Origin of the sequence: Candidatus Seribacter sulfatis, from assembly GCF_964187635.1 — a bacterium.
Lineage (GTDB): Bacteria > Verrucomicrobiota > Verrucomicrobiia > Opitutales > Seribacteraceae > Seribacter > Seribacter sulfatis.
This window is the reverse complement of record NZ_CAXLMO010000098.1, coordinates 20,709-45,958: the sequence shown is the minus strand read 5'-3', so window position 1 is coordinate 45,958 and position 25,250 is coordinate 20,709. Positions and strand designations below refer to the sequence as shown.

Below are 25,250 nucleotides of genomic sequence, written 5' to 3'. Positions count from 1 at the left end.
CATGAACGATACTTTATCAACTGGAATGAGATGGTATGCCGTACAATGTCTGTCTAATCACGAGGACAAAGTGCGCCGTTACTTTGCCAAGTATAAAGAAGAAGATGAGCATTTCGCGAAGAATTTGAATGAAGTTCTTGTTCCTATCGAAACTGTATCTGAGGTTAAGAACGGCAAAAAAAGACAAAGGGACCGTAAGTTTTATCCCGGTTATGTATTTGTAGAAATGAAACTTTATGATGATCAAGGTACTCTTAAGAAAGAACCTTGGTATAAGGTCAAGGATACGGACGGTGTAATTAACTTTATTGGTAAGGAAAATCCAACACCGCTTCGTGATGATGAGATTTCACGTATCTTAAATCAAGTGGATGAAGCAAAAGGAAAAGAAGTTCCAAAAGTTCAATTTACTGTTGGTGAAGTGGTCAAAATACTAGATGGACCTTTCTTAAACTTAACTGGTGAAATTGAGGACATTGACCCAGCAAAAGGAACTCTTAAAGTTTCGGTTTCCATTTTTGGCCGATTCACTCCTGTTGAACTAGAATTTTGGCAAGTCGAAAAAGCCGATCAAGAATAATATTTATAATGTCTAAGAAAGCTGTTGGTCTTATTAAACTTCAATTACCTGCTGGTGCAGCCAATCCTGCACCCCCTGTTGGTCCAGCGTTGGGTGCACAAGGTGTAAACATCATGGGTTTTTGTAAAGAATTTAACGCAAAAACTAAAGATCAAGCAGGTTTGATCTTACCGGTTGTAATAACAGTATACTCAGATCGTTCATTTAGTTTTATTCTTAAGTCACCCCCTGCTTCCGTACTACTGAAGAAAGCTGCTGGTTTAGCCAAAGGTTCTGGTGTTCCGAATCGAGATAAGGTCGGTACGGTAACCCGTGATCAAATCAAGGACATTGTAAAGACTAAGCAAAATGATTTAAACGCATCTGATGAAGATGCTGCTTGTAGGATAATAGAAGGTACGGCAAGAAGTATGGGAATCGAAGTCTCCAATTAATCTAATTTAACATGATTTCTCGTAGTAAAAAATATCGCAAGTCTATGGAAGGTTTTTCACAGGACGAAACAAGCACACTTTCGGATGCGTTCGGTAGACTTGAAAAATTTGAAAAAGTAAATTTTGATGAAACAATAGAACTCTCTTGTTCTTTAGGCGTTGATCCTAAGCAAAGCTCTCAGGGTGTAAGGGGAATTGTAAATTTACCCCATGGAAGCGGTAAAGAAGTTCGTGTGATTGTTTTTACCGATAATGCGGATGAAGCTAAAGCAGCAGGTGCTGATCATGCTGGACTTGATGAGTTAATCAAAAAGGTCAAAGACGGATGGATGGACTTCGATGTGGCCCTTGCTACAACAGATTCAATGAAAAGTGTTCGCAGTATTGCTCGTGTGCTTGGTCCAAGAGGTTTGATGCCTACCCCAAAAGCTGGTACAGTTACCGATAATGTTGCGGAAGCAATTACTGCGGTAAAGGCAGGAAGAGTTGAATTTAAAATGGATAAAACTGGTTCACTCGCTGTCGTCGTGGGTAAAAGATCTTTTACTTCAGTTCAGTTGCAGGAAAATACGTCGACTGCGTTAGAAGCGGTTTTGTCCTCGAGACCAGATGGCTTTAAGGGAAAATTTATTAAAAATGTTTACATTAGCAGTACAATGAGCCCGAGCGTTAAACTCGACACCAGTACTCTTAATCTTTCGTAATATATCTACATCATGAGACCTGAAAAATCCTATTTAATTAAAGAGGCTTCCGACTACCTCTCTCGCTCCGATTACTTTTTTCTTACCGATTACAAGGGAATAAATGCGGAAGAAACATCCGAACTAAGGAAAAAGCTTTCAGAACGAGGAGCTGAATTTCATGTCGTAAAAAATAGTTCACTTACGATCGCAACGAAGGAAAAAGAATTACCTGATTTATCAGACCATTTATCAGGTCATACTGCAATCGTGGTTGGGGGAGATGACCCATCGGGTGTAGCAAAAGCACTTGGTGAATTCTTGAAAGAAACCAAAAAAGTAACTGTCAAAGCTGGAACACTTGGAGATCGAGTTTTAAATACTGACCAAGTTAAGCAATTGGCAAATCTACCGAGCTTAGAAGTTCTTCAATCCCAATTACTTTCATTACTCAATACACCTGCGACTCAACTAGTATCCATCCTTAGTGCACCAGCACGTTCGATGGTTACTGTTTTACAAGCAAAGGCAGATAATTCCTAAACCATTTTCTGGATATTCTATCCGAAAAATAAAACTATTAACCACCAACCTAGAAGAAATTAGGGGTAATTCCTTAAACACCAATAGGTACTAATCATATTCAGGACAGGAGGTATATATTAACATGTCAGACATAACAAAAGACCAAGTAGTTGATTGGCTCAGCGGCCAATCAGTAATAGAGATCGCAGATCTCGTTAAAGAGCTCGAAGACAAATGGGGCGTTAGTGCAGCAGCACCAGCAGCCGTAGCAGTCGCAGCACCAGCCGGCGGCGGAGATGCCGGTGGAGCAGCAGAAGCACAAACTGAATTCAATGTTGTTCTCATTGAATTTGGAGGCAACAAAATTGCCGTTATTAAAGAAGTCCGTGCAATTACCGGTCTTGGATTAAAAGAGGCTAAAGAACTCGTAGAAGGAGCGCCCAAGCCAGTCAAGGAAGCAGTCTCCAAGGATGAGGCAGATGAGATTGTTAAGAAATTAGAGGCTGCAGGAGCAAAAGTAGAAGTTAAATAATGCATTTCTCTCTTTCTTTCTAGTTTTAAAGTAAAGCCGTATGGTTGCTATGCAATCTGCGGCTTTTTTTGTTCTTTCCCTACCCCACAAGTTACCAACCAATAATATGGATACAGCAATTCGAAAAAATTTCGGTAAGCTTACAGAAGCCATCGAGCCACCAAACTTGCTTCAAAATCAAGTTGATTCTTTTCATGATTTTCTTCAAAGAGAAGTTCCATCAACTCATCGAAAAAAAGCAGGCTTAGAGGCTGTTTTTACAGAGGTTTTTCCTATCATAAGTTATGACGAAAAATCTCGTTTAGAATATGTGAGTTACACCATTGGAGAATCTAAGTTGTCTGAAATGGATTGTATCGATCAAAACTGTACATATGCAGCTCCATTACAGGTCAAACTTCGCTTGCGACTTGAAGTAGAAGGACAGAGTAAACCTTTCTACAGTGAAGAAGAAATTTTTATGGGTGAGTTGCCTATAGTAACAGAACGGGGATCCTTTATTATAAATGGAGCCGAACGTGTTGTTGTCAGTCAATTACACCGTTCGCCTGGCGTTAGTTTTGAGGAGTCGGTCCACAGTAGTGGAAAGACGTTGCACGGATTCCGTATAATTCCGGATCGTGGAACATGGATAGAGGCACAATTTGACCAACATGATTTACTGTATGTGTACTTAGATCGTAGAAGAAGAAGAAGAAAGTTTTTAATTACCACTTTTTTACGGGCCTTACTTGATTCAGATTCTGATAAAGACAAAGATTCCGATCAAAAAATAATCGAACTTTTCTATGATATTGAAATATTATCTATTGAAGAATTGTTAAAAAAGGAGAATGTTTCAAATTATGTGCTAGTCGAACCAATGTTTGACCGTACAAAAGGTGCTGTTCTAGCAAAAGCATTTGAACCTCTTACTAAAACATATCTTAGATCTTTCCAGAAAGCAGGAGAGACACAACTCCGTGCAATTGACACTTCTGTTGATGAAGGTGCAATCATACGTTGTCTCAAAAAAGACACCACTAAAAACAAGGATGAAGCACTAAAAGAAATTTATAAAAAACTCCGACCTGGTGAGCCACCTGACCGTGCTAATGCCGAAGCGCTTATTAAGAGGCTATTTCTTGATTCCAAGCGTTACGATTTGGCTAAAGTGGGTAGGCACATGCTTAATCTGAAATTAAATTTAGACACCCCATTGGAAGTTCGGGTAACGACTGTTGAAGATTTAGTTGCGGCCACTCGGAAGCTTACCGATTTCAAACGAGGTAAATCCAACGAAGAAAAAGCCCGGGAAGATGCGGGTAAGTTTTTCGATATGGGGATCGATGACATTGACCATTTAGGTAATCGTCGAGTTAGAACCGTAGGAGAATTACTAGCAAACGTTTGCCGAAGTGGCTTATCAAGAACGGAGCGTGTTGTTCGAGAAAGGATGACTCTGTATGACCAAGGAGTTGAATCACTTTCACCTGGTAAGTTAATCAACCCAAAGGCTCTCACCACGGTTGTGAGAGATTTTTTTGCAAGGAGTCAACTTAGCCAATTTAAAGACCAAATTAATCCACTTGCCGAGTTGACTCACAAGCGCCGATTATCTGCATTAGGACCGGGTGGACTTAATCGAGAGAGAGCTGGTTTTGAAGTTCGGGATGTACACCCAACTCATTATGGCAGGATTTGCCCGATCGAAACTCCCGAGGGACCCAATATCGGATTAATAAACACGCTTTCTACTTATGCTAAAATTGATGAGTTCGGATTTCTTCAATCCACTTATCATCCTTGCTTGAATGGATATATTGGAATTATTTCCGCAAAGGATCATGTCGAGGAATCTCATCCCCTCAATAATCTCAGAAATTTAGAAAATGAACGGGCTTTCGATAAATGTCGTTTTAAGCAGGGGGCTACACATTTAATTTATTTCGATGAAATAAGTAAACATGCAGAACTTAATTGGGCACTTGAAATTCTTTCCAATGAGACAATCGCGAAAAATGACATTATCGTGTTTACGCAAAAGGGGGGAGCTGAATCAATCCCTGCACTCGCTGAGATACTAAATGTTCCTAAAATCAAATTTGTAAAAGAATTAGAGGGAGTTGTTTTAAAACAGGCAAATTTCATTCATTCAAAGTCATTAATAAATGGTGTCATTGATCTCAATGCTTTCGCGGAGGAACAGTATTTAATCGCCCAAGCTAACACTGAGTTAGACAAATCCTCCAACAAGATCATTGGTCGTGTTACCTGTCGTGCTCGAGATCAAGTTAGTGAATACGATGCCAATCAGGTAGAATTCATGGATGTTTCACCCAAGCAAGTAGTATCTGTTGCTGCGGGTTTAATTCCATTTCTAGAGCATGATGATGCGAATCGAGCCTTGATGGGTGCTAACATGCAGCGACAAGCAGTACCATTACTTCAGTCTGATTCGCCATTGGTTGGTACAGGCATTGAAAAGAAGGTCGCAGAAGATTCTAAAACTGTAACAGTATCAGAATCCGAAGGTGTTGTTGCGCTTGCTGATGGAAACAGAATCGTTGTAACAGATGATGGTACTCTTCCACCGCGTTTTCTCAAGGAACCCAAAAGCGACCACAAGAGAGGCATTTATTGCTACGATTTAAGAAAGTTTTTGCGCTCCAATGCTGGAACATGCTTTAATCAAAAACCTATAGTTCGAAGAGGTAATAAGGTAATGATTGGCGATGCTCTTGCGGACGGTGCTTGCACCGATAATGGGGAGTTGGCGATTGGTCGTAATATTCTCGTAGCCTTCATGCCTTGGAAGGGATATAATTTTGAAGATGCAATTTTGATCTCTGAAAAAATGATCAAGGATGATATCTATACATCCATTCATATTGAAGAGTTTGAGGTCACGGCACGGGATACAAAACTCGGACCGGAAGAAATTACTAGGGATATACCAAACGCAGGAGAGGAAGCATTGCGTAACCTTGATCATCTAGGTGTAGTTCGTATTGGTGCAGAAGTACGACCAAGTGATATTCTCGTCGGTAAAATTACGCCTAAAAGTGAAACAGATTTAGCGCCAGAAGAAAAATTATTGCGGGCCATATTTGGTGAAAAAGCAGCGGACGTAAAAGATAGTTCCCTTAAGGTTCCATCAGGTACACAAGGTATCGTTATGGATGTAAAGGTTTCAAGTCGAACCGATGCGGAGCAGGAAAAGCTTTCCCCTTCAGACCTTCGCCGTCAAAGTAAGCAAATAAAAGAAGATTACAGAAACCAAACTGATAGCCTTCGTTCACAATTAACGGAGTCACTCTCCAACATTCTTTTGGGCGAAAAAATTCCATTAAATGTTACAAACTCTGAAACTGGTGACATAATCATTCCTTCTAATCGCAAGATTACTAAGACATTATTAAGAAGGTTATCTTCAGTTCATCGTTATATTGATATTCCGCCTTCTCCTGTTCGAATTAAAGTTTTTGAAATAATCGAAAGTTACGAATCTAAATTTAACGATCTAGAAGATGATCGTGATCGTAAGATTGAGTCAATAGAACAAGGTGACTCGATTGATCAGGGAGCGATTAAAAACGTACGGGTATTTGTAGCCAAAAAGCAAAAAATGCGCGTGGGTGACAAAATGGCAGGTCGACATGGTAATAAAGGTGTTGTGGCAAAAATTGTTGCCGAAGAAGACATGCCTTTTCTTCCAGACGGTACTCCAATCCAAATTTGCTTAAATCCTTTAGGTGTTCCTAGTCGGATGAATGTAGGTCAGGTTTTGGAAACCCATTTAGGTTGGGCCTGTAATAAATTAGGCTTTAAAGTAGCTACACCAATATTTGACGGTATTTCTGAAGATAGAATCCGAGATTATCTTAAAGAAGCAAATCTACCAGAGACGGGAAAGACTGTATTATATGACGGTTGTACAGGAGAAGCTTTTTATCAAAAGATCGTCGTGGGTTATATGTACATGCTCAAATTGAATCACTTGGTATCAAGTAAGATACACGCACGTGCAGTTGGTCCATACAGCTTAATTACCCAGCAACCTCTCGGTGGTAAAGCCCAATACGGCGGACAGCGATTTGGAGAAATGGAAGTATGGGCATTAGAAGCATACGGGGCTGCATATACTCTACAGGAGATCCTCACTGTGAAGTCGGATGATGTAGCCGGACGCACAAAGATTTACGAGTCTCTTGTAAAGGGTGACAACTCTCTACAGGCCGGTACTCCTCAGTCTTTTAATGTACTGATGAAGGAAATGCAAAGTCTCTGCCTAGATATACGAGTCTTAGGCGAAGACTCCCTATAAAATAAATATTTTAAATAACCCCTCGAAAAGGTAAATCATGAGCGTTGAAGCAGTAAATGAAGCACTAGGTGTGGAAGTTGGACCCATGGATCGGGTTTCCATAACAGTAGCCTCTCCAGATGTAATAAGATCTTGGTCTAAAGGAGAAGTTAAAAATCCGGAAACAATTAATTACAGAACATTTAAGCCTGAGCCAGGTGGATTGTTTTGTCAGAAAATTTTTGGCCCTGTCCGGGATTATGAATGTGCATGTGGTAAGTACAAGCGCATCAAATACAAAGGTGTAGTTTGTGATCGTTGCGGGGTGGAAGTTACCGTTTCACGAGTTCGCCGTGATCGCATGGGACACATAGAATTAGCAGTTCCTGTTTCCCACATTTGGTTCCTTAAGAGTATGCCAAGCAGGTTGGGATTAATGCTCAACATGACAGCTAAGAGTTTAGAAAGAGTTCTTTATTATGAGCAGTACATGGTGACCGACCCAGGTAGTACTCCTTTGGAAGAAAAACAATTGCTCTCTGACAAGGAATTCCGAGAAGCCCAGGATGAGTTCGGAGACGAGTTCGAGGCGAAAATGGGTGCTGAAGCGGTTCGTGATGTCTTAGGTCGCATAAACTTGGAAGAAGAATTAGAGGATCTTTATGATCAAATGCATGACACCAAGTCGAAGCAAATTAAGAAAAAGCTTTCTAGTAGATTAAAAGTTACCCAAGGTTTCTTACACTCAGGTGCTTCACCTGAATGGATGGTTTTAGATAGTATTCCTGTTATTCCACCCGATCTTCGTCCACTCGTTCCATTAGAAGGTGGCCGATTTGCAACAAGTGATCTCAATGACTTGTATCGTCGTGTCATTAACCGAAACAACCGCCTTAAAAATCTTCTCCAACTTAAGACGCCTGATGTAATCATCCATAATGAAAAGCGGATGTTGCAGGAAGCGGTAGATGCACTTTTTGATAACGGTAGGCATGGAAGAGCGATTACAGGTTCTGGAAATCGTGCACTTAAGTCATTGAGTGACATGCTGAAGGGTAAGCAGGGTCGATTTCGGCAAAATCTTCTTGGAAAACGGGTGGATTACTCGGGACGGTCGGTTATTGTTATTGGACCTGAGTTGAAGTTGCATCAATGTGGACTTCCTAAGAAAATGGCATTAATTCTATTTGAGCCATTTATCATTCGTAGATTGAAAGAACTTGGTTTTGTTCATACTGTTCGCGGAGCGAGGAAGATGATTGAGAGTCGCTCTCCTGAAGTTTGGGACATTCTGGAAGAAGTTACCAAAGGCCATCCCGTTCTCTTGAACCGTGCCCCTACCCTCCACCGATTATCGATTCAGGCTTTTGAACCCGTTTTGATCGAAGGAAATGCGATCCGAGTGCACCCGTTAGTTTGTACTGCATACAATGCAGACTTTGATGGTGATCAAATGGCAGTCCATGTTCCCCTTTCAGTGGAGGCAGTCATGGAGGCTAAACTGTTGATGATGGCGACACACAATATTTTCTCTCCTTCGAGTGGAAAGCCTATACTTACACCTTCTCAGGATATTGTTTTGGGTTCCTATTTCCTGACAATGAACCCCAAGACAGAACCAAAGGAAGGTCAACGTGTACCTCTTATTGGTTGTTTGGAGGAAGCATTAAGCGCATTACATGTTGGAGTTCTAACCTTACACGATTGGATAGACATGAAAAATCCGGATAAAGGTAAAGAATCTTTATTTGGAATAACCAAAAAAAGCGTTGTTCGTACAACAGTAGGTCGTGTTTTATTTAATACCATTTGGCCTGATGAATTAGGTTTCTTTAATCAACCTGCACTTAAGGGAGATTTAGGTAACCTTATCTTAGAAACATTTCGTAATCGAGGTAAAGAAGAGACAATTGAATCTCTTGACCGACTGAAGGAAATGGGATTTGACATGGCTACCAAAGCAGGTATCTCGATTGGAATTTTTGACATGATTATTCCACCCGAGAAAAAGCAGAGAATTGCTGTTGCTCGTAAGGAAATCGATAAGGTTGAAGACCAATTTAAGAAGGGTATTATTACCCGAGGTGAGAGACACAATAAGATTATCGATGTATGGACTACCGCAACGGATGATATCGCTAAAGAAGTATTCACTTGCCTAGACGAAAATCTCGGAAAAGATACGATCAATCCAGTTTACCTGATGATGGATTCAGGTGCACGGGGAAATCGCCAACAAGTTCGACAGTTGTGTGGAATGCGTGGTTTAATGGCAAAGCCCTCTGGTGAGATCATTGAGCAGCCAATTTTAGCATCCTTTAGGGAAGGCTTGTCGGTCCTTGAATATTTTATGTCCACACATGGTGCTCGTAAGGGGTTAGCAGATACTGCTTTGAAGACCGCTGACGCGGGTTATTTGACCCGTAAATTATGTGATGTTGCGATGGATTGTATTATCGTTTGTGATGACGATGACCGTCGAGACGGAGTAGTCAAGAAGGCTATCATGGAGGGAGATAATGAGATTGTTCCCCTTAGAGATCGTATCATCGGTAGATATTCTACGGATGATATTAATAATCCATCTAATCCTAGTGAAATTGTAATTCCTTCTGGATCTTTAATAACGGAAGAGATTGCTTCCGATATTGATGCCCTCGGTATCACACGGGTGAAAGTAATGTCACCGCTTTCCAGTCGAATTAAAAACGGTTTAACAGCCCTAGAGTACGGTACCGATCCATCTACTAATAGTTTAGTGAAGGAAGGTTCGTCCGTTGGTATTATTGCAGCACAATCTATTGGAGAACCTGGTACTCAACTTACGATGAGGACATTTCATATTGGGGGAATCGCAAGTGCGGGAAGAGAAGATCCGGTTATCAATGTTAGAAAAGCTGGAAAACTTCGCTTCAAGGGCTTACGATTGGTAACTCTTGCAAATGACCAGCAGGTGACTTTAAATAAGACAGGATCTATCCAAGTTTTGGATGAAGATGATCGAATTGTAGATGATTACCCAATACCCGCTGGTGCATTGTTGCACTTTAAAGACAGTGACCCAGTAGAAGACGAGGCATTATTGGCTCAGTGGGATCCCTACAATATACCTATTCTTTCCGAGAAAAAAGGCGTTATCTCCTTCGAGGACATGCTTCCAGGTGTGACTACAAAAGTCGAAAGGGACGCATCCGGTGGACGATCGATGGTTGTGATTGAGCATAAGGAAGATTTGAATCCCCAAGTGATTGTTAAAGACTCCAAAGGCAATCCAATTGCTACCTATTCTGTACCAACGGGTGCACAAGTTGCGGTTGATGAAGGAACTAGGATAGATGCGGGTTCAATTATTGCTAAGACTCCACGACAAGCCTCGAAGACACAAGACATTACCGGTGGACTTCCACGGGTAGCAGAGCTTTTTGAAGCACGTCGGCCCAAGGAGGGAAATGTTGGGCAAATGGCTAAAATAGATGGCATTGTGTCAGAAGCTGGTACATTACGATCTAAAAAGAGACTACTCGTAACGAACGAAGAATCTGGTCAGGTCGAAGAACATTTAATTCCCCACGGAAAACATGTATTGGTTCAACCAGGAGATTTTGCTCAAAAAGGGCAGTTAATCACTGAGGGAGCCAAAGATCCCCATGAAATTCTAGAGATTCTAGGACCATCTGCAGTCCAAGAATATTTAATTGAGGAGATCCAAAAGGTTTACCGTCTTCAGGGAGTTACAATTAACGATAAGCACCTAGAGGTAATAATATCAAGAATGCTTTTCAAGGTTCGTATTACGGATCCAGGTGATACCGAGTTTTTCTGGGGTGATCAAATAGATCGATTCGCCTTTATGAATTCGAATGAAGATATTTCTGAAAAAGGAGGTAAGCCAGCTGAAGGAGAACCGATTCTTTTAGGAATTACTAAAGCTTCATTAGAAACTGACAGTTTTATTTCTGCTGCTTCGTTCCAAGAAACCACTCGAGTTCTAACGAACGCTGCAACACTTGGCAAAATTGATGACTTAAAAGGATTTAAGGAAAATGTCATCATGGGACATTTAATTCCGGCAGGAACTGGTCTACCAAAATGGCGTAGACTTAAGATAGATACTCTCGGTCAGGCTAAGACGGAAGATAAAATTGCCTAATTATTTCTTCACATTAATAAATAAAACTTGAGAAAACAGAAAAACCTGTTACTTTAACCAACTTTTCCTCAAAAATCTACTCCATGCCCACAATAAATCAATTAGTTCGAAAAGGTCGTCGCCCTCAAAAAGCAAAGACTAAGTCACCCGCACTTAAAGCATGTCCTTTCAGAAGAGGTGTATGCGTTCAGGTTACTACTAGAACTCCAAAGAAGCCAAATTCCGCAATACGTAAAGTTGCGAAAGTTAGACTAACAACAGGACATGAAGTGATTGCTTACATACCTGATGAAGGTCATAATTTACAAGAACACAGTATTGTATTGCTTCGAGGTGGTCGTGTAAAAGATTTGAATGGTGTTAGGTATCATATTGTAAGAGGGACGCTAGATTGCCAGGGTGTAGAAAAAAGACGACGCAGTCGTTCTAAATACGGCGTAAAACGCCCAAGAAAGTAGGAGTTTATTATGTCACGCAGACGAAAAGCAGTTAAAAGACCATCCCGTCCAGACCCAAGGCACGGAAGCCCCCTTGTAAGTACCCTCGTTAACGCAGTAATGCAGAGTGGAAAAAAAACAGTGGCTCAACGAATAGTTTATGGTGCGATTGAGAAAATGGCAGAGAAGCTTGAAAAAGGAAATCCTGTTGATTTAGTTTTGGGTGCACTGGAGAATATTCGCCCCAAGATCGAAGTGAAAAGTCGACGAGTTGGGGGGGCCACTTACCAAGTACCTATCGAAGTTCCTTTTGAGCGTCAGCAAAGCCTTGCATTTCGTTGGGTAGTAAAAGCTGCCAGTGCTAAAAAAGGTGCACCTATGGCAGATTCGTTAGCCAACGAATTAATAGATGCCTACAATAACACTGGATCTGTTGTAAAAAAGCGTGAGGAAACTCATAAAATGGCACAAGCAAATCGTGCGTTTGCTCACTTACGTTGGTAAGTATAATTTTTCTCAATGAGTAATAACGAAAATTTTTCTTCAGCGAACTCTGAAAGTCGCCCATCCCTTTTAGAGCATACCCGTAATATTGGGATAGCAGCACATATCGATGCAGGTAAAACAACTTGTACTGAGCGTGTTTTATTTTATTCTGGCGTTGTTCACAAAATTGGTGAAGTTCACGATGGTGGTGCAACCACAGATTGGATGGAGCAAGAGCGTGAGCGTGGAATTACAATTACTTCCGCCGCAATTTCATGTGGATGGACTACTTCCGAGGGACCTTTTGCTACAATACCTCATCGCATCAATATAATCGATACGCCCGGCCACGTAGATTTTACGGCCGAGGTGGAAAGATCCTTACGAGTTTTAGATGGTGCAATCGGTGTATTTACTTCAGTGGAGGGTGTACAACCGCAGTCTGAGACAGTTTGGAGGCAAATGGACAAGTACAATGTACCTCGTCTTGGCTTTATTAATAAAATGGACCGTATGGGTTCCAATTTCTTAGCTGCTGTCACTAGTATGAGAGACAAGCTGGGTGCAAATGCACATCCATTGTTTTTAGCAATTGGTGCAGAAGAAAACTTTCGAGGTCTTGTTGATTTGGTCAAGATGGTTGCGTATATTTATGACGAAACTGATGAATCAGGTGTTCGCTTTACAGTGGAAGAAATTCCCGCTGACCTTAAAGATTTAGCTGACGAGTATCGCGAAGCTTTACTAGAAGCCGTTTCTGATTTTAGTGATGATATTGCAAATAAATATTTAGATGGTGAAGAAATTTCAGAAGCCGAATTTAAGTTAGGTATCAGAAAAGCCACACTCTCCTTGAAATTTATTGGCGTTATTCCTGGTAGTGCATTTAAAAATAAAGGCGTTCAAATGCTCATGGATGCTGTGGTTGACTACTTACCCAGTCCCCTTGACCTTCCCCCAATGAAGGGAGAGGATTCAGATGAAAATGCGGTAGAGGTTGCTCCCAACGACAGTGCTAAAGTTGCTGGACTTGCTTTCAAGCTAATGTCCGATCCTTATGTTGGAAAATTAGTATTTTATAGAATATATCAGGGAACATTAAAAAAAGGTTCTAGTCTGTATAATCCCAGGACTCGTAAAAGTGAACGTGTTTCTCGACTTATGGTTATGAAGGCAAACGACCGTGAAGATATTGATGTTGCTTATTCAGGTGATATTTGTGCACTCATTGGTGTTAAAGATGTTGTTACAGGTGATACTCTTGCGGACAAGGATTTGGATTTGCGATTGGAGCCACCCAGTTTTCCGGAACCTGTTATTTCCATGTCGATCGAACCAGCTACCAAAGCCGATCAAGAGAGAATGGGAATTGGATTGCAACGATTGGCGGAAGAAGATCCTACTTTCGGACTTTCCACTAACGAAGAAACTGGACAAACGATTATTTCCGGTATGGGCGAACTTCACCTTGAAATCATTCGTGATCGTCTTTTTCGTGAGTTTAAGGTAGATGCAAATGCCGGTAAGCCTCAAATTGCATATCGCGAAACCATGCTTAAACCTTCTGATGGAAATGGTAAATTTATTCGTCAGTCTGGCGGACGTGGTCAGTATGGTCATGCAGTTATTAAAATGGAACCCCTCGAAAAGGGTAAGGGTGTCGAACTCGAAAATAAGATCGTAGGTGGATCTATTCCTAAAGAATTTATTAAACCCACTTTCGATGGTATTAAAGAGGCAGCACTTTCAGGTGTAGTTGCTGGGTATCCAGTAATTGATTTCAAAATTACCCTTGTAGACGGCTCTTTCCATGATGTTGATTCCTCTGAAATGGCATTTAAAATGGCTGGTATATTTGCATTTAAAGACGCGATGAAAAATGCCAATCCTATTTTGCTTGAGCCGATCATGCAGGTTGAAGTATCCACGCCTGAAGAATATCAAGGTGAACTAATGGGTGATTTGAATCGTAGGCGCGGTCAAATTCAAGGAATGGAATCTCGCGGAAATGCTTGCATCATACAAGCATTTGTACCCCTTGAAAACATGTTTGGTTATTCTACTGATATGCGATCCCTTTCTTCAGGCAGAGCAGATTATTCCATGACACCATCCCATTTTGAGCAAGTACCCCAAAGTCTTGTGCAATCAATTGTCGAAACTTTAAGCAGGGAACCTGCAAGAACATAATATACTCAATTTATAGATGAACGGACAGCGCATACGCATTAAACTTCGCGGCTTTGACTATCGTGTAATCGACCAGTCAGCCATAGACATTGTTGATACGGCTAAAAGAACTGGTGCACGAGTTGCTGGACCAATTCCTATGCCTACACGTATTGAAAGATACACAGTAAATCGTTCTCCTCATGTCGATAAGAAATCAATGGACCAATTTGAGTTAAGAACTCACAAAAGACTCATTGATATAATTGAGCCCACTGTTCAAACTGTGGACGAACTCAAAAAACTCAATTTACCCGCCGGTGTGGAAATTAACATTAACGTATAAATAGGTTATTTTATAAAATTAAACCTTTAAAGCAGGTCTCAAATGGTTAAAACCGCCTGCCGCTTAAAGAATGAAACTTGAACTACTAGGAAAAAAACTTGGCATGAGCCAAGTGTATGATGCGGACAATAATCTTGTCCCTGTAACGATAATTGAAGCGGGTCCTTGCCCTGTCTTACAAGTTAAGACTGGGGACAAAGATGGTTACTCTGCTATTCAGATTGGCTTCAACCCAAATGGGAAATCGCCCAACAAGGCGAATTCTTGTAAGAAAGGTCACGCTAAGAAAGCAAATGTAAGTGCGCAGCAAATTTCTCAAGAAATTCGCTTATCTGATGATCACGATTTCAAGCAAGGAAATGTCATTACTGTCGAGGACTTCAAAGAAATTAAGATGGTGGATGTAGTTTCGAAAACTAAGGGTAAAGGCTTTCAGGGAGTTGTAAAGCGCTGGAATTTTGCAGGTGGTCCTGCTTCTCATGGTTCTATGTTCCATCGACGAGGTGGTTCTTACGGTCTCTGTCAGTGGCCAGGTCGCATCTTCAAGAATAAGAAAATGCCAGGTCATATGGGTGATGTCAGTCGTACTACTCAGAATTTACAAGTTGTTAAGGTGCTACCGGAGAAAAATTTAGTTTTGATTAAGGGAAGCGTACCTGGGCACAAGGGTTCAATTTTAACTCTTCGCGTGGCAAAGAAGTCCAGAAAGTAAACTATTATTTGTAATGAAATTTAAATTATTCAAAGCGGATGGCTCTCCTAGTGGGGATGTTGATATCAAAAGTTTCCCTACTCTCGAAGAAGGAAAAGGCGTCGACGCCTTAAGGCAGGCAATAATTGCAGTACATGCAAACAACCGCCAAGGAAACGCATCGACCAAAGTGCGTTCAGAAGTTAATGGCTCGGGCAAGAAAATTTACCGCCAAAAAGGTTTAGGTGTTGGACGTGCAGGAGATAAAAATGCGATTCAACGTCGCGGAGGCGGCGTGGCATTTGGACCAAGACCAAGATCTTACAATCAAAAGTTGAACAAGAAAATTAAACGTCTTGCTATGGAGCGGGCTTTAATAGATCAGGCTAATTCCGAGAATATTTATTTAATTGAAGATTGGTCAGTTGCAGAACCTAAAACCAAACTTTTTAAAAGCTTAATTGGAACTATCGCACCAAATTCTAAAAAAGTGCTAGCAATTGGTGATTCATTCGAGGACAAGTTTGCCCTAGCCGCCAGGAATTTGTCAACTGCACGATTAGGACGTGCACAAGATTTAAGTCCCCTTGATATTGTGCAAACTGATCAAATAGTTATGAGCCTTAAAGGGCTGGATGTATTATTAGCTAAATTCGGTAAGGAGGAGACTAAATAATGAAAGAGTCAGTAACTATATTAAAAGAAGCATTGCTTACCGAAAAAGCAACTATGCTCTCGGCCAATCTTAACAAATATGTGTTTTCCGTGTCTAGTTTTGCTAGTAAGTCCAATGTCAAAGATGCAGTAGAAAAGACATTTAGTGTAAAAGTTTTAAAAGTAAATTCTTTAGTTGTTAAACCCAAAGCTAAAAGAGATCGTGCTCGACGTAACAAGCTTGGTTTTAAGAGTGGTATGAAGAAAGCAATTGTAACCTTAAAGTCGGGCGACAGCATCGACCTAGCATAGGAGAATAATACCATGCCAATTCTACAACAAAAACCAGTCACGCCTTCCGGTAGATTTTTTCTTAAAAACAAAGTAGATCTCGATACTAAGAGGCCGGAACGTTCTTTAACAAAAGGTGTTCACCGCAAGAAAGGTCGAAATGCTTACGGTCGAATCACTTCGAGACGACGTGGTGGTGGACACAAAAGGCTTTACCGTCAAATTGACTTTAGAAGGCAACGATTGAACGATGAGGCAAAAGTCATTGCCTTAGAGTATGATCCTAATCGTACTGCCCACTTAGCTTTGCTTGAATATGCAGACGGCGAAAAAACCTATATCTTAGCTCCTTCCACTGTTGTTGTTGGTGATGTTTTGGTAAGCTCAAATGAGAAGGTCGATTTTAAACCCGGCAATGCATTACCATTAAATTTGATTCCCTTAGGTACTAGAGTCCATTGTGTTGAAATGTTGCCAGGAGCTGGAGCAAAATTGGCAAGATCAGCTGGCTGTGAGGTACGCTTAATTTCTGTTGATGGCAACCACGCCTCCTTGAAGATGCCTAGTGGTGAGATTCGTCTTGTTAAAGAGGTGTGTAGGGCGACCATTGGATCGGTTGGCAATTCAAGTCACCAAAAGGCGACTATTGGAAAAGCGGGTCGTAATCGCTGGAAAGGTCGTCGCCCCCGAGTGCGTGGTGTTGCCATGAATCCTGTCGACCACCCCATGGGTGGTGGTGAAGGGAGAACATCAGGAGGTGGTCACCCGAGTTCACCTTGGGGTCAGTTATCTAAAGGCTTTCCGACAAGAAAAAAATCCAAACTCTCGAATTCACAAATTCTTGTTCGCCGAAATGGCAGAAGAGTTAAGTAATATTTTATACATAGAAATTTTGTTATGACACGTTCAATTAAAAAAGGATTCTTTGTAGAGCCAGGCTTGATGAAGAAAGTTATTACTGCACAAAATGCTGGTGACCGTAAACCCATAAAGACTTGGTCTAGAAGATCGACAATCACTCCAGATTTTGTCGGACTCAATTTTACAGTTCACAATGGCAAAAGCTTTTTACCAGTTTATGTTACTGAAAATATGGTAGGCCATAAACTAGGTGAGTTTTCTGCCACTCGTACATTTAAAACTCACAATCCCCACACTCAGAAGTAAATCATGGAAGTAAAATCATATTCTAAATACATGAGAATTTCTCCCAAAAAAGCGCGAGAAGTGGCACGTATTTTACCAGGAAAAAAAGCTACAGAGGCAGTTTCTTTGCTTAAGTATATTCCTCGAAAAGCAGCTCGTATGCTCGACAAAACTTTAAAATCCGCAATGGCAAATGCTGAAAATAATTCTAATTTGAATGCTGACGATTTAATTATCAGCAAAGCAATTGTTGAAGAAGGTCCTGCACTCAAAAGGTTTAGACCTTGTGCTCGTGGTTCATCACATCCTTACAAAAAGAGAATGAGTCATCTCTACATTGTTTTAACAGACGAAGCTTAATTATTATGGGACAAAAAGTAAATCCAATAGGTTTTCGTTTAGGAGTCAGGCGCAATTGGAGTGCTCGATGGTATGCGAACAAACATGATTATTCAAAGTTTCTAGAGGAAGATAATTTAATTCGTGGGTTTCTCAAAAAGAAACTTCGTTTTGCTTCAGTTCCTAGAGTAGTTATCGAACGAGCTTCTACACGCACTAGAGTTACAATTTGGACTGCCCGCCCAGGTATCGTAATAGGACGGAAAGGCCAGGAGTTAGATACATTACGAGACTCCTTAAATCGTACAATCAGCAAGGATATCCGTCTAGAGATACAGGAAATAAAAAAACCTGATCTCGTTGCTTCACTCGTTGCTGAAAACGTTGCATTACAACTAGAGCGTAGGATTGCATTCCGTCGTGCTATGAAAAAAGCCGTTCAGACTACCATGTCAATGGGTGCTGAAGGCATCCGAATTCAGTGTGCTGGTCGACTTGGTGGTGCAGACATTGCAAGAACCGAACAGACACGCGAGGGAAGAGTTCCACTTCACACGCTTCGTGAAAATATTGATTACGGTCTTGTTGAAGCTAATACTGTCTACGGAATAATTGGGATCAAGTGTTGGATCTGCCTTAAGGACGAAGACAAAATTTTCTAATATTGTAAGTTATGCCAAAATTACTTCCATCCCGTACTAAGTATAGAAAAGTTTTCAAGGGTCGTGTCCGTGGCACCGCTTCCAAAGGCAACACAGTTTCTTTTGGGGAGTTTGGTATCCAATCTCTTTCCCGTGGTAGGATGACATCCAATCAAATTGAAGCTGCTCGTGTGTCGATCAATCGTCATTTAAAGAGAAAGGGCAAAGTTTGGATTCGTGTGTTTCCTCACAAGCCAGTTACGAAGAAACCCGCTGAAACCCGTCAAGGTAAAGGTAAGGGTCCTGTAGATCATTGGGTCGCAGTTGTTAAGCCTGGTCATGTTCTTTTTGAAATTGCAGGTTGTTCTCTTACACTTGCCCGAGAAGCCTTGGGTCTAGCCGATGCTAAATTACCATTTCGATGCCGATTGGTTCAGCGTCAACAATCATTCTAATATTTGGACAATGAAAATCTCAGAAATCAAAGAATTAACAGTTACAGAACTTAACAAGAAGTTTCGAGAATTAGGGGAAGAGCTTCTACAACTCCAAATCAGGAAGCAGACCGGTCAAGTTGAAAAACCACACTTGATCAAAAGCATCCGTAGAGATAGGGCCAAAATTTTAACCACTCTTTCGGCTAACAAAGCACAATCTGCTTAAACATATAATTTTATGACCACAGAAGAAGCTAGAAATAATCGTAAAGAATTGATCGGGTTCGTCCGTGCAAAGACTGGAGACAAATCCATAAAAGTTGTTTATGAGTACAAAACTCCTCACCCACTTTATAAAAAGGAGATTCGACGAAAAACTACTGTTCATGTACATGATGAAGAAAACGTCTCTTCGGTTGGAGATAAGATCAAGATCATAGTAACAAGACCAATGAGTAAGTTAAAGAGATGGCGTGTTCTTGAAATATTAGAAAAAGCCCCCGTAGCATAATTTTGCCATGATACAATTACTGAGTAGGCTAGAAGTAGCAGATAACACAGGTGCCAAGAAAGTTCGTATGATTAGACGGATTGGTCAGAACAAAAAAACTGCATCTATTGGCGATATTATTGTTTGTCATGTCAAGGAATGTACAACCGACTCTGCAGTTAAAAAAGGAACGGTAGTTCGTGCTCTTGTCGTGCGAACCAAAACAGCAGTTCGTAGAAGAGATGGTAGCTATTTACGCTTTGACGAAAACGCAGTAGTAATCGTTAACGATGACGGAACTCCCAAGGGAACTCGAATTTTTGGACCAGTTGCACGAGAACTTAGGCAAAAATATATGAAGATAATTTCATTAGCCCCTGAGGTACTTTAAATTATGGCAAACAAACTAAAAAAAGGAGACGAAGTTGTCGTCATATCTGGAGATCATAAAGGCAACAAAGGTAAAATTTTACAAATGCTTCGTGAAAAAAATCGAGTAATTGTAGAGGGCGTAAATATGATCAAAAAACACGAGAAAAAAACTCAGGATAATCCACAAGGCGCTATTATCGAAAGAGAGGCTTCTTTGCATTTTTCGAATGTTCGCAGAACCGACCTCAAAAACAAGTAATACTTTGTAGCATTAATACTGAATTATTGATTCATGAATATACCTGAACTAAAAAAAATTTATATAGACGAAGTTGCACCAGCTTTGCTTAAAAGCTGTGGATTGAAGAATGTGCATCAAGTGCCAAAGATCGAAAAAGTAGTACTTAATAGTTCCTTTGGTGCTGAACTTGATAAAAATGGTATTGAAGAACTCAGAAAGGACATGACTGCGTTGTCGGGCCAAGCACCAATCGTTATTCGTGCCAAAATGAGTGTTTCTAATTTTAAGTTGAGGGAGGGCATGCCAGTAGGAATTAAGGTCACGTTGAGAGGTAATGTAATGTGGGATTTTCTACTCCGCTTAATCGCTATCTCGTTACCTAATATTCGTGATTTTCGTGGTGTCCCCGCCAAACTTGATGGTTCTGGTAACTACACCCTGGGAATAATAGATCATAGCATTTTTCCTGAAATTAATGTGGAACGCCAACGAACTAATACAGGATTAGATATTTCAATTGTAACTTCTGCTAGTAACGACGCAGATGGTAGTGAACTTCTCAAATTACTCGGGATGCCCTTTCGCAAGAATTCTTCAGAATCATCAAATCAGCAAGAAGCTGCTTAATTATTTTATATTATGGCCAAGAAATCAGTAATTCACAGAAACAAGAAGCGCGAAAGGCTTGTTGCACAATATGCAGCAAAGCGCACCGCTCTAAAAAATATTTTATCAAACCCTGAAACTTCAGAGGAAGATTTTTACAAAGCCCAAGCGAAGCTTACTAAATTACCTAAAAATTCTTCTCCTGTTCGTTTAGTCAATCGTTGTACATTAACGGGGCGTCCCCGTGCGACGATTCGCAAATTTGGACTCTCTAGAATTTCATTTCGTGAGCTTGCTCTTCAAGGCAAAATACCGGGTGTAATTAAAGCCTCTTGGTAGATCTATATCTAACTCTTAAAAATTATGTCAGTTCACGATACAATAGGAGATTTTATAACCGTAATACGAAATGCAGGTAGTGCTGGTAAAAGTACATGTTCCTACCCTCATTCAAACCTTCGCGTAGGAATTGCAAAAATTCTTAAATCACGTGGTTTTGTAGCAAATTGTGATGAACAATCTGCTGAAAATGGTCACAAGAATATTCAAATCACACTTAAGTATGTTGATGGCCAGCATGCCATAAGGGGTATTAATAGAGTAAGCACACCCGGGAGGCGTACTTATTGCGGGTATCGAGAAATACCCCGTGTGCTTGGTGGATTAGGTATCTCTATCTTGAGTACTCCGAACGGCATCATCGACGACAAAACAGCAAGAAAAAATAAGCTTGGAGGTGAAATCCTCTGTAGCGTTTGGTAACATTTATTTATAATTCCCCATGAGCAGAATAGGAAAAATTCCCGTAGTAATCCCGTCCGGTGTCGATGTAACAATTGACGGCCAAAGCGTCCGCGTGAAGGGTCCAAAGGGTGACATCACTCAGGAGTTTTCGCCCCTAGCACAAATTACAAAGAGTGAAGACACAGTAGTCATCACACCAACTGACAGTTCACGATCTGCTCAAGCTAATTATGGCACTGTACGTTCTATCATTGCAAATATGGTGCAAGGTGTGAATAAACCCTACAGTAAAAATTTACTGATCGAAGGAGTAGGTTTCCGAGCAACAGTGAAGGGTCCAAAAATTGATTTAGAACTCGGTTACTCGCACCCAATTTTACACGATATCCCCGAAGGTGTTACAGTAACAGTTTCGGACAATGTAAAAATTCTTGTTGAAGGAGCCGATAAACAGAAAGTGGGACAAGTTGCTGCTGAAATCAAAAGTTATTATCCCGTCGAGCCTTACAAAGGTAAGGGCGTTCGAATACTCGGTGAATATGTTCGCCGAAAAGAAGGTAAAAAATCTGCTTAATTAGAATAATGAAACTTTCAAAGAAAAAAGAATTAGCTCAGAAACGTCGTTGGCGAATACGTAAAAAGGTAAACGGTACAGCCGAAAGACCTCGCGTTGCTGTTAGGTTTACAAACAAAAATATTCACGCCCAGTGTATTGACGACGAATTAGGTCACACTGTTCTTGGTGTTGCGACTACCCATTCTGACTTTAAGGACTTACTGCCCAACGTGGCAGGAGCTCAAAAGCTTGGCGTTGCCGTTGGCGAACAAATTAAAGCAAAGGGCTACAAATCAATTGTCTTTGACCGTTCCGGTCGGAAGTATCACGGGTGCGTAAAAGCGTTTGCAGATGCAATACGCGAACAAGGATTAAAATTTTAAATTACCATGAGTAAACCGAATCGAAGAAATAAGAAATTACCAGAAGTAAACAAGGATGAACCTGAACTTTTTGAGAAAGTGGTTCACATTAATCGTTGTGCTAAAGTAGTTAAAGGTGGACGACGTTTTAGTTTTGCTGCCCTTGTTGTAGTAGGCGACCAAAACGGAAAAGTTGGTTTTGGCTACGGCAAGGCGCAGATGGTTCCTGATGCAATTCGCAAGGGAACTGATAAGGCTAAAAAAGCGATGAAGAATGTTGCAGTTTATGGTGATACTGTACCGCATCAGATAGTAGGAACTTATGACGGCGGGAAAGTTTTGTTAAAACCAGCACGTCAGGGAACGGGTATTATTGCTGGCGGAGGCGTAAGAGCTGTTCTTGAAGCTGCAGGTGTGAAAAACATTCTTTCTAAGTCACTCGGGTCGAACAATCAATTGTCAGTAGTTTCTGCAACTATGGATGGACTGCTACAGCTTAGAACACCCAAAACAATTTCTAATATTCGAGGTGAAGAAGTTACGGGCCCCTCTTACATGGAAGCTCCCAAACCTTTACCAGTTGCTGTTCCTGAAACAACTGAAGTTTCTGCCTAAATTTTATATTATCATGAAAGAAAATGAAATTCCAGCTGGAGCAAATCGCAAAAAAAGATGCGTAGGTAGAGGCCATGGAAATGGTCACGGAAAAACTTCTGGTCGCGGGCACAAAGGTGCAGGTGCACGTTCAGGCTACTCGTTAAGAGCTGGCTTTGAAGGTGGACAGATGCCACTTTTTAGAAAACTCCCTCAAAGAGGTTTTAATCGTACTAGGTTCCAATCTCCTTGTGCCATAGTGAATTTAAATGAATTAGAAAAGTTATCTTCGGACAAGGTAGATCTCGAATCCCTGATAAATGCAGGTTTGATTAGGTCTAATTCTACTGTTGTTAAACTTCTTGGGACTGGTGATGTTAATAAACCCTTTACCGTTAAAGTGGACCAGATATCCAAGTCAGCAAAAGATAAAATTTTAGCTGCCGGCGGTACCGTATCCGAATAATTTTAACTTTCTATCGCGAGCATGCTTTCAGCATTTACAAATTGTTTAAAAATCCCTGAACTAAGGCAGAAGATTTTCTTCACCTTGGCTCTACTTTTTATTGCCCGTGTTGGGGCAAATATTCCTCTGCCTGGTGTTGACCCTTCTCCAATCAAGGAGTTTTTTGAACTAAGAGAGCAATCGAGAAGTGAGACTGAAGGTAATGATATTCTTGGGTTTTACAACATGTTTACTGGCGGTGCATTACTTAATGGTGCCCTATTTGCCTTAGGAATAATGCCCTACATCAGTGCATCTATCATAATGCAATTGATGGGTGCTGTTTTCCCACAACTAGCAAGACTTCAGCAGGAGGGTGAACCGGGTAGGCAAAAGATATCTCAATACACAAGATATCTAACTATAGTAATTTGTCTTATACAGGGTGGATTACTGGCATTAGCACTACGAGATAGTCCGGGCAGTCTTATCCAAGGCTTTAACCCAGCCGAGATCGGTTTGGATGGAAAACCACTCGGTGCAATTGTTGTGGCTACCTCCCCTTCCATATTTTTAATTACTACAATTATTTTCCTTACAACAGGGTCCTTAATTTTGATGTGGTTAGGGGAACAGATAACCCAGCGCGGTATTGGAAATGGAATTTCTTTATTAATTACCGTAGGAATTTTATCTGATCTCCCTAAGGCCCTCGCCGATGCATATGCGCTCATATTTCTAGCCCCTGCTGGTGACAATATGGTGATCGTAAAAGCCCTGCTAATGGTGGGTCTCTTTCTAGTTGTTGTTGGTGGTATCATTGCAGTTACACAAGCTCAGCGTAAAATTCCTGTCCAGTATGCCAAAAGAATGGTTGGACGAAAGGTTTTTGGCGGACAGAGTTCTTTCCTTCCGCTTAAGGTGAATTACGCAGGAGTAATGCCCGTTATTTTTGCAAGTGCCATTCTGATGTTTCCTGCCCAATTGCTTCGTACGCTAGGAGCTGCAATAGCAGATTCCCCTTCAGAAACTAATTGGGCAATTGATCTTGCAAATGTTTTCGCAAGTCGCGGTTGGTTTTACTATATTGTATATGGTGGTTTGATTCTCGTATTTAGTTATTTTTGGGTATCTATAATGTTTAAACCCGTTCAAATCGCCGATGATCTGAAAAAGAATGGTGGATATGTCCCTGGTGTTCGTCCAGGTGAACACACCGCTCGTTTTCTAGATTTCGTAATGACTCGGTTGACATTAGCGGGTGCTATATTCTTGACTGCTATTGCAGTCTTCCCGGATTTTATCTTCAAGACTGCGAATGTTTCCTATAATGTAGCAACCTTTTTTGGAGGTACTGGTATGCTTATTATTGTGGGCGTTGTGTTAGATACGATGCGCCAACTAGAAACATTTCTTCTACAAAGACATTACGATGGCTTCCTGCGAAAGGGCCGAATTCGTGGAAGATCTTCGAGCAACAGTCAGGGAATAGAATCCCTTGAACTGAAAGACTTTGAAGCGCAATGGCGCCCTTTAATTTTTATCGCAATAGCATTATTCTTACTAGGACTCGTCGGGTTCATATTGAAGAGTACTTGATCAAAAAAATTTAACCTCAACAGATATAATATTATGGCTAGATTGCTCGGAGTAGATATTCCAAACAGAAAGAAAATTGAATTTTCTTTGAGATACATTTATGGCGTCGGTCCAACCCGTGCTAAAAAGATACTTGAGGTCACCGGGATCGATCCAGATCGTCGAACCCAGGAACTTAACGAACAAGAGATCAGCCTTATTAGTAATTACATCATTGATCAAAAAATTATGGTCGAGGGTGATTTACGCCGCGCGGTTACCAATAATCTTAAACGTTTACAAAGTATTCGTTGCTATCGAGGTTTGAGGCATCAACGCGGTTTACCAGTTAGAGGACAAAGAACTATTACAAATGCTCGTACTCGAAAAGGTGGGCGTAAAACCGTAGGTGTGGTTAGAAAAGCATAATTTTTTT

32 protein-coding genes are annotated in these 25,250 nt (G+C 40.9%); all 32 read left to right on the top strand.

Annotated features, from left to right (window positions below; translation table 11 throughout):
• Position 1 precedes the first annotated feature (1 nt).
• Entirely contained in the window at positions 2 to 580 is a 579-nt protein-coding gene (gene nusG / locus ACKPQ5_RS09205; RefSeq protein ID WP_407678813.1) for a transcription termination/antitermination protein NusG, read from the top strand.
• A gap of 8 nt (positions 581 to 588) precedes the next feature.
• Positions 589 to 1,014 carry a 50S ribosomal protein L11 gene (rplK, locus tag ACKPQ5_RS09200; RefSeq protein WP_407678812.1) on the top strand — a complete coding sequence of 142 codons (426 nt, stop codon included), beginning with the start codon at positions 589 to 591 and terminating at the stop codon, positions 1,012 to 1,014.
• Between the two features lie 11 nt (positions 1,015 to 1,025).
• Entirely contained in the window at positions 1,026 to 1,718 is a 693-nt protein-coding gene (gene rplA / locus ACKPQ5_RS09195) for a 50S ribosomal protein L1 (RefSeq protein ID WP_407678811.1), read from the top strand.
• A 12-nt stretch (positions 1,719 to 1,730) separates the two neighbouring features.
• The gene (gene rplJ / locus ACKPQ5_RS09190) at positions 1,731 to 2,240 is read left to right on the top strand and encodes a 50S ribosomal protein L10 (RefSeq protein ID WP_407678810.1); all 510 of its coding nucleotides are present in this window, start codon (positions 1,731 to 1,733) and stop codon (positions 2,238 to 2,240) included.
• A 124-nt stretch (positions 2,241 to 2,364) separates the two neighbouring features.
• Complete coding sequence (rplL, locus tag ACKPQ5_RS09185) at positions 2,365 to 2,754, top strand: 50S ribosomal protein L7/L12 (RefSeq protein ID WP_407678809.1); 390 nt, start codon at positions 2,365 to 2,367, stop codon at positions 2,752 to 2,754.
• 106 nt (positions 2,755 to 2,860) lie between these two features.
• On the top strand, positions 2,861 to 7,060 hold the full coding sequence (gene rpoB / locus ACKPQ5_RS09180; RefSeq protein ID WP_407678852.1) for a DNA-directed RNA polymerase subunit beta: 4,200 nt from the start codon (positions 2,861 to 2,863) through the stop codon (positions 7,058 to 7,060).
• 37 nt (positions 7,061 to 7,097) lie between these two features.
• Positions 7,098 to 11,189, top strand: a complete 4,092-nt coding sequence (gene rpoC, locus ACKPQ5_RS09175; protein ID WP_407678808.1) for a DNA-directed RNA polymerase subunit beta' — start codon at positions 7,098 to 7,100, stop codon at positions 11,187 to 11,189.
• A gap of 83 nt (positions 11,190 to 11,272) precedes the next feature.
• Positions 11,273 to 11,647, top strand: a complete 375-nt coding sequence (rpsL, locus tag ACKPQ5_RS09170; RefSeq protein ID WP_407678807.1) for a 30S ribosomal protein S12 — start codon at positions 11,273 to 11,275, stop codon at positions 11,645 to 11,647.
• Positions 11,648 to 11,656: 9 nt separating this feature from the next.
• Positions 11,657 to 12,130 (top strand): 30S ribosomal protein S7, encoded by a 474-nt coding sequence (rpsG, locus tag ACKPQ5_RS09165; RefSeq protein WP_407678806.1) that lies wholly within the window; start codon positions 11,657 to 11,659, stop codon positions 12,128 to 12,130.
• A gap of 15 nt (positions 12,131 to 12,145) precedes the next feature.
• Positions 12,146 to 14,302, top strand: coding sequence for an elongation factor G (gene fusA, locus ACKPQ5_RS09160; RefSeq protein ID WP_407678805.1), 2,157 nt, complete (start codon positions 12,146 to 12,148; stop codon positions 14,300 to 14,302).
• Between the two features lie 16 nt (positions 14,303 to 14,318).
• Positions 14,319 to 14,627, top strand: a complete 309-nt coding sequence (gene rpsJ, locus ACKPQ5_RS09155; RefSeq protein WP_407678804.1) for a 30S ribosomal protein S10 — start codon at positions 14,319 to 14,321, stop codon at positions 14,625 to 14,627.
• 70 nt (positions 14,628 to 14,697) lie between these two features.
• A complete protein-coding gene (gene rplC / locus ACKPQ5_RS09150) occupies positions 14,698 to 15,339 on the top strand; it encodes a 50S ribosomal protein L3 (protein ID WP_407678803.1) in 642 nt (213 codons plus the stop codon).
• Between the two features lie 13 nt (positions 15,340 to 15,352).
• Entirely contained in the window at positions 15,353 to 15,994 is a 642-nt protein-coding gene (gene rplD / locus ACKPQ5_RS09145; RefSeq protein WP_407678802.1) for a 50S ribosomal protein L4, read from the top strand.
• Positions 15,994 to 16,284 carry a 50S ribosomal protein L23 gene (gene rplW, locus ACKPQ5_RS09140; protein WP_407678801.1) on the top strand — a complete coding sequence of 97 codons (291 nt, stop codon included), beginning with the start codon at positions 15,994 to 15,996 and terminating at the stop codon, positions 16,282 to 16,284. Before rplD ends, rplW begins: the two co-directional genes overlap by 1 nt.
• A gap of 12 nt (positions 16,285 to 16,296) precedes the next feature.
• Positions 16,297 to 17,136, top strand: a complete 840-nt coding sequence (rplB, locus tag ACKPQ5_RS09135) for a 50S ribosomal protein L2 (RefSeq protein WP_407678800.1) — start codon at positions 16,297 to 16,299, stop codon at positions 17,134 to 17,136.
• Between the two features lie 24 nt (positions 17,137 to 17,160).
• The gene (gene rpsS / locus ACKPQ5_RS09130) at positions 17,161 to 17,430 is read left to right on the top strand and encodes a 30S ribosomal protein S19 (RefSeq protein ID WP_407678799.1); all 270 of its coding nucleotides are present in this window, start codon (positions 17,161 to 17,163) and stop codon (positions 17,428 to 17,430) included.
• A gap of 3 nt (positions 17,431 to 17,433) precedes the next feature.
• Positions 17,434 to 17,769 carry a 50S ribosomal protein L22 gene (gene rplV / locus ACKPQ5_RS09125; protein ID WP_407678798.1) on the top strand — a complete coding sequence of 112 codons (336 nt, stop codon included), beginning with the start codon at positions 17,434 to 17,436 and terminating at the stop codon, positions 17,767 to 17,769.
• Between the two features lie 5 nt (positions 17,770 to 17,774).
• The gene (gene rpsC / locus ACKPQ5_RS09120) at positions 17,775 to 18,410 is read left to right on the top strand and encodes a 30S ribosomal protein S3 (protein WP_407678797.1); all 636 of its coding nucleotides are present in this window, start codon (positions 17,775 to 17,777) and stop codon (positions 18,408 to 18,410) included.
• 11 nt (positions 18,411 to 18,421) lie between these two features.
• On the top strand, positions 18,422 to 18,844 hold the full coding sequence (rplP, locus tag ACKPQ5_RS09115) for a 50S ribosomal protein L16 (protein WP_407678796.1): 423 nt from the start codon (positions 18,422 to 18,424) through the stop codon (positions 18,842 to 18,844).
• Positions 18,845 to 18,854: 10 nt separating this feature from the next.
• Positions 18,855 to 19,052: a 50S ribosomal protein L29 gene (gene rpmC / locus ACKPQ5_RS09110; protein ID WP_407678795.1), complete on the top strand. Its 198-nt coding sequence runs from the start codon at positions 18,855 to 18,857 to the stop codon at positions 19,050 to 19,052.
• Positions 19,053 to 19,064: 12 nt separating this feature from the next.
• Positions 19,065 to 19,337 (top strand): 30S ribosomal protein S17, encoded by a 273-nt coding sequence (gene rpsQ, locus ACKPQ5_RS09105; protein WP_407678794.1) that lies wholly within the window; start codon positions 19,065 to 19,067, stop codon positions 19,335 to 19,337.
• Between the two features lie 7 nt (positions 19,338 to 19,344).
• A complete protein-coding gene (gene rplN, locus ACKPQ5_RS09100; protein ID WP_407678793.1) occupies positions 19,345 to 19,707 on the top strand; it encodes a 50S ribosomal protein L14 in 363 nt (120 codons plus the stop codon).
• A gap of 3 nt (positions 19,708 to 19,710) precedes the next feature.
• Positions 19,711 to 19,947: a 50S ribosomal protein L24 gene (gene rplX / locus ACKPQ5_RS09095; RefSeq protein WP_407678792.1), complete on the top strand. Its 237-nt coding sequence runs from the start codon at positions 19,711 to 19,713 to the stop codon at positions 19,945 to 19,947.
• Between the two features lie 33 nt (positions 19,948 to 19,980).
• Positions 19,981 to 20,556, top strand: a complete 576-nt coding sequence (gene rplE, locus ACKPQ5_RS09090) for a 50S ribosomal protein L5 (RefSeq protein ID WP_407678791.1) — start codon at positions 19,981 to 19,983, stop codon at positions 20,554 to 20,556.
• Between the two features lie 12 nt (positions 20,557 to 20,568).
• Complete coding sequence (rpsN, locus tag ACKPQ5_RS09085; protein WP_407678790.1) at positions 20,569 to 20,874, top strand: 30S ribosomal protein S14; 306 nt, start codon at positions 20,569 to 20,571, stop codon at positions 20,872 to 20,874.
• Positions 20,875 to 20,898: 24 nt separating this feature from the next.
• A complete protein-coding gene (rpsH, locus tag ACKPQ5_RS09080) occupies positions 20,899 to 21,297 on the top strand; it encodes a 30S ribosomal protein S8 (protein WP_407678789.1) in 399 nt (132 codons plus the stop codon).
• A 19-nt stretch (positions 21,298 to 21,316) separates the two neighbouring features.
• Positions 21,317 to 21,853 carry a 50S ribosomal protein L6 gene (gene rplF / locus ACKPQ5_RS09075; protein WP_407678788.1) on the top strand — a complete coding sequence of 179 codons (537 nt, stop codon included), beginning with the start codon at positions 21,317 to 21,319 and terminating at the stop codon, positions 21,851 to 21,853.
• Between the two features lie 8 nt (positions 21,854 to 21,861).
• On the top strand, positions 21,862 to 22,218 hold the full coding sequence (gene rplR / locus ACKPQ5_RS09070) for a 50S ribosomal protein L18 (RefSeq protein ID WP_407678787.1): 357 nt from the start codon (positions 21,862 to 21,864) through the stop codon (positions 22,216 to 22,218).
• A gap of 6 nt (positions 22,219 to 22,224) precedes the next feature.
• Positions 22,225 to 22,812 (top strand): 30S ribosomal protein S5, encoded by a 588-nt coding sequence (gene rpsE, locus ACKPQ5_RS09065; protein ID WP_407678786.1) that lies wholly within the window; start codon positions 22,225 to 22,227, stop codon positions 22,810 to 22,812.
• A 13-nt stretch (positions 22,813 to 22,825) separates the two neighbouring features.
• Positions 22,826 to 23,257: a 50S ribosomal protein L15 gene (rplO, locus tag ACKPQ5_RS09060; protein ID WP_407678785.1), complete on the top strand. Its 432-nt coding sequence runs from the start codon at positions 22,826 to 22,828 to the stop codon at positions 23,255 to 23,257.
• Positions 23,258 to 23,278: 21 nt separating this feature from the next.
• On the top strand, positions 23,279 to 24,835 hold the full coding sequence (secY, locus tag ACKPQ5_RS09055) for a preprotein translocase subunit SecY (protein ID WP_407678784.1): 1,557 nt from the start codon (positions 23,279 to 23,281) through the stop codon (positions 24,833 to 24,835).
• Between the two features lie 33 nt (positions 24,836 to 24,868).
• Positions 24,869 to 25,243: a 30S ribosomal protein S13 gene (rpsM, locus tag ACKPQ5_RS09050; protein ID WP_407678783.1), complete on the top strand. Its 375-nt coding sequence runs from the start codon at positions 24,869 to 24,871 to the stop codon at positions 25,241 to 25,243.
• Positions 25,244 to 25,250: the final 7 nt, after the last annotated feature.